We start from the raw sequence: 4,112 nt of genomic DNA, 5'->3' as shown, positions 1-4,112 counted from the left end.
GCGGGTGGTGTGTATGCTGAGGCACCCCCACCCCACCCTCCCCCGCAAGCGGGAGAGGGAGTGAGAGGCCAATGCTCGTGGCCTGAAATGATAGGTTTCACGGAATCGCTCAACTAGTGTTCCCAGAGCAGAAGCGATAGAAGCGGGAGGCCGCGGCGTACTGGATCCCCCGCTTTCGCGGGGGATGACAACTGAGACGTAAATCGCGGGGGATGACGACTGAGAAGTCCTCAGTGCCGCAGGAAGCTTGGCCTGGTGTCGAGTTCGGGGAAGGGATCGTCCATGCCGTGTCCTGCCAGGAGGATGCCGAGAAATCGCAGCTTTTTTTCATCCATGCCCTGGAGGCGGGGCAGCAGAATGCTGCTGACTGGCCTTGCCGAACCGGCGAGGATATCGGCCGCCTCGGTGATGAAATCGGATTTGACCAGTTGAACGAACTCGTCGGTCGCGGCCTGCTTCAGATCGTCGGGCAGGCCTGGATAGAGCGCCATCGCGATCCGGTTGCGCCGAATGGCGAGCCATCCCTCGTTGGCACCGACGCGATAGGACATTCGCAGGAATCGAAAGTTGTCCGCCGAAAGCCCGGTCCGGCTGTTCTGGATCCAGAACAGCGCGAACCAGAGAAAGGGGTCGGTCGGGGCACACGAGAGCGAACGGCGAATCGCGGCTTCGCCCTCGGATTGGGTCTGCTCGATCGAATTGCGATCGCCGTCGCCGATCGCTTCTTCGGCGAGCCGAAGCCGGGCCACGGCCAGCGCCCGCTCGGTCAGCGGCTGGCATAGCCCGCGCCCGGCATCCGGCTGCGCCGCCGCCAGATATTGTTGCAGGATCCCGGGCTTGAAGCGCTCGCCGGCGACGATCTTGGTTCCGAGCGGTGCCATCGATGCCTGCCGCCAGGCGATCGGCGCGACGAAGCCGGCCCAGCCGGCCGCCGCCAACCCCAGGCAGACCGTGAATACCCGGGCCATCAGGCCCGGCCAGCGCCGGGCCCAAAGGCGGTTGGCGTCCTCAGTCCTCGAACCCGTACCGTTCATGGTATTTGCTTTGGTAATCGTAGCCGGCGTCGCCGGAGTAATTACGCATCCGATTGAGCTCCGCCTTGTTGAGGACGACACCGAGCAGCCTTTCATAGACCAGCGGCGCCGATCCCAAGGCCCGCTCCACGACCTCAACGTCGGTCCGGCCCCACTCAACGACAAACAGATAGGAATCGATGATCTGCGTCGTGGCGCGGACATCGACGACGGGCGTCAGCGGCGGCAGGTCGATCAGGATGTAATCGTAGACTTCGCGAATGCCGTCGATCATCTGCTTCATCGCCGCGGAGGCCAGGATCTCGTTGCTGTGAGAGAGCCGTGCCTTGGCCACCATCGGCAGAAATGCCAGCGAGGTGGCGGTATCGGACCAGATCGCATCCGCGAGCGCCTTCTTGCCGGAGAGGACCTCGAGCAGGCCAATCTCGGCCTGGGGCGCCAGCGCCCTGGTCAGCGACGGGTTGCGAAGGTCGCCATCGATCAGGATCGCCTTGCCGCCGGCATGCGCGATCAGCCGCGCCAGGTTGGCCGCGACCGTCGATTTGCCTTCGTTGGGAACTGTCGAGGTCACCCCGACGATCTTGTTGCGCTTGGCCAGCGCAAACACATCGATGCTGACCTTGATGGTGCGAAATGCCTCGGCAAACCGCGAGAACGGGCTGCCGACCACACTGAACAGCACGCCGCTCTGATCGAGGTGCCGCGCCGCCACGCGATCGCTTCTTTCGGCGGCAGCGGGTTTTGGTGCATGCGCGTCAGCGCCAAGCAGCGGAACAACCGCCAGACAGATGGTCTTCAACTCGCTTTCGACCTGCTCGGGGGTGCGAAAGCCGCGTTCCGAAATATCGATCAGCATGGCGACGCCGAACGCCAGCAGCAGTCCGCTGGCCGAGGCCAGCGCCATCACCAGGATGGTGTTCGGCTGACTCTTGATCCGCGGCCTCGTCGCGTGGGTAATGACGCGGGCTTCGGTGAACGGAAAGGACTGCTGCTGGATCGATTCCATGTAGCGCTGCACGAAATTGTCATGCAGGGCGCGGAAGGTCTGGGCCTTGCTGTCGAGATCCTTCAGCGAGATCTGGGCCTGATTGGTGGTTTGATTCTGCGACACCGCCTCGGCGAGGCTGTTCTGGATGCTCTGCTCCCGCGCCATCGCGATCTCATAGTCGCTCTTGAAGGTCTCCTGGATGCGCTTCAGCTCATCCATGATCGAGCGGCGGATCTCGAACATCTGGTTGCGCAGGTTGACGACGATGAGATGGTCGTGCCCGAGCCGGGCCGAAAACACCGCTTCCCGGTTGGCGAGATCGAGGAATTCGCTGCGCAGCTTGTTGATGACCTCGTTGCGCAGCGCGTCCGCAACCGCGGGGTCCGGCGAACGCAGGATATTGTCGATGTCGGTAATGTCGTGCTTGGTGATGTCGCTGATGCGATTGAGACGGGCATGGGCCTCCGCGGTGGCGGCGCGGGCGAGAACGATCTGGCTGTTCAGTTCGGCCAGCTGCTGCTCGCCGATCAGCCGGCCGCCGGTGTCGACAATGTTGTTTTCCTTCTTGAAGTCGAGCACGGCGCGTTCGGCGGTCGAAGCCTGCTGACGCAGTTCCTGGATGCGGTCCTGCAGCCACGCGCTGGCTCTTCGCGTCGCCTGGTATTTGGCTTCGAGCTGATCGACGATATAGGCGTCCGCGGTGGCGTTGGCGATTTCGGCGGCGCGATCGGGGCTCAGCGACAGAAACCCGATTTCGATGACATAGCTGGTTCCGATTCGCCGGGCCACAAGTCCCTTGCGAAAAGTATCGACCGCCCGCTGCTGCAGATCGAATTCCGAGGTGGGGGTGGACGGCAAGAGATAGTCGAGGATCGTTCCCACCAGACCCGGCTTGGACCCGACAAATTCCGGCTCACTGGTCAGGTGCAGGTCCTTGACCACCGAAGTTGCGATATTTTCCGACTTCAGCACCTGGATCTGGCTGTCGACGGCGGCCGAGTCCATCGCGATATCGCCGATGACGGACTGCTGCTGAAACAGCTGCGATTTCTTGGTGTCGATCAGCAACTCGGCTTGCGCCAGGAATTTCGCCGGAGCGGTGTAAAGGTAGACCGCGCCGCACATCACGCTGAGAGAGAACACCAGAACGATGACCGCGAGCCGCCGCCGCGTCAGACTGGCGAACACGCCAAGTATCTCGCCGGGCGACATGGCGGTCGACCGCAGCGCGTTGAATTCGGCAACCGGCTTGGCGTTACGAAGTTGCAGCATCATGAGCCGAAACTGGATATCGCGGAATCAGAATGGCGCATGTGTACCAGCATTTTAATTTGCAACCTGCTATCCCCGCCGCAATCACTTGATTCAAGGGCTGACGCTCGTTGCCGCGGTCGTCGCGGCGGCCGTTGTCGGGGTCGTAACGGTCGCAGGCGGGATGGTGGTGTGTGTGGTCGTCAGAACGGAAGCGGCGGCCAGCGTAGTGCCTGTGACCGCACCACCACCACCTCCGCCTCCCGCCCCGGTTCCGCCACCGCCGGATCCCGCACCGCCGCCGGTGGTGCTCCCGCCCGCACCACCGCCCGCACCACCTCCCGCACCGCCGCCGGCTCCGATGGGAACGTTTCCGGTCACGGCCGCGAATGCCAGGATCGCGTCCTGGTCGGTCGACGCGGCCAGCGCCTCCTGGACCTCGGCCGCATAGCTGGGATCCGAGACGAGACAGGCCTGTGCTGCCTGTCCCAGCGCGGTACCGATCGCGGATTTTTCATTGGCGCTGGCAAATTTCAGCGCCTCGATAATGACCTTGAGGGCAGCTTTGTCCGAGGTGACGAGGTCACGTGTTCTTGGAATCAATTCGGCATTGCTGAGCGCTCCGCCCTGGGCGTTTTCGAATACGCCGCCCGGATTGGCCTGCAGCTTGGCGAGTACATCGGGAGGAAGATTCCCTGGGCCCACACAGGCCGCCTGCGATGAGCCGAGCAGGGGCAGCATAAAAAATACCGTCAGAACCATCGATATAGGCCTGATCGGATGGAAACATCTCGCAACCATGGGTTTCACCCTCAAAGGTTTAGCTTTCAAATCCGGTC

3 protein-coding genes are annotated in these 4,112 nt (G+C 62.7%); all 3 read right to left on the bottom strand.

From position 1 onward, the window contains the following. Positions 1-230: 230 nt before the first annotated feature. Complete coding sequence (locus ABSG20_RS31290; protein ID WP_423868314.1) at positions 231-1,034, bottom strand: hypothetical protein; 804 nt, start codon at positions 1,032-1,034, stop codon at positions 231-233. After that, positions 1,009-3,297 carry a polysaccharide biosynthesis tyrosine autokinase gene (locus ABSG20_RS31285; protein WP_423868313.1) on the bottom strand — a complete coding sequence of 763 codons (2,289 nt, stop codon included), beginning with the start codon at positions 3,295-3,297 and terminating at the stop codon, positions 1,009-1,011. Before ABSG20_RS31285 ends, ABSG20_RS31290 begins: the two co-directional genes overlap by 26 nt. 90 nt (positions 3,298-3,387) lie before the next feature. Beyond that, positions 3,388-4,112: hypothetical protein (locus ABSG20_RS31280; protein ID WP_423868312.1), on the bottom strand; the 725-nt coding region annotated here is incomplete at its 5' end.

This window comes from Bradyrhizobium sp. (genome assembly GCF_049512235.1).
Classification (GTDB): Bacteria; Pseudomonadota; Alphaproteobacteria; order Rhizobiales; family Xanthobacteraceae; genus Bradyrhizobium.
This window is presented reverse-complemented; position numbering and strand designations above follow the sequence as displayed.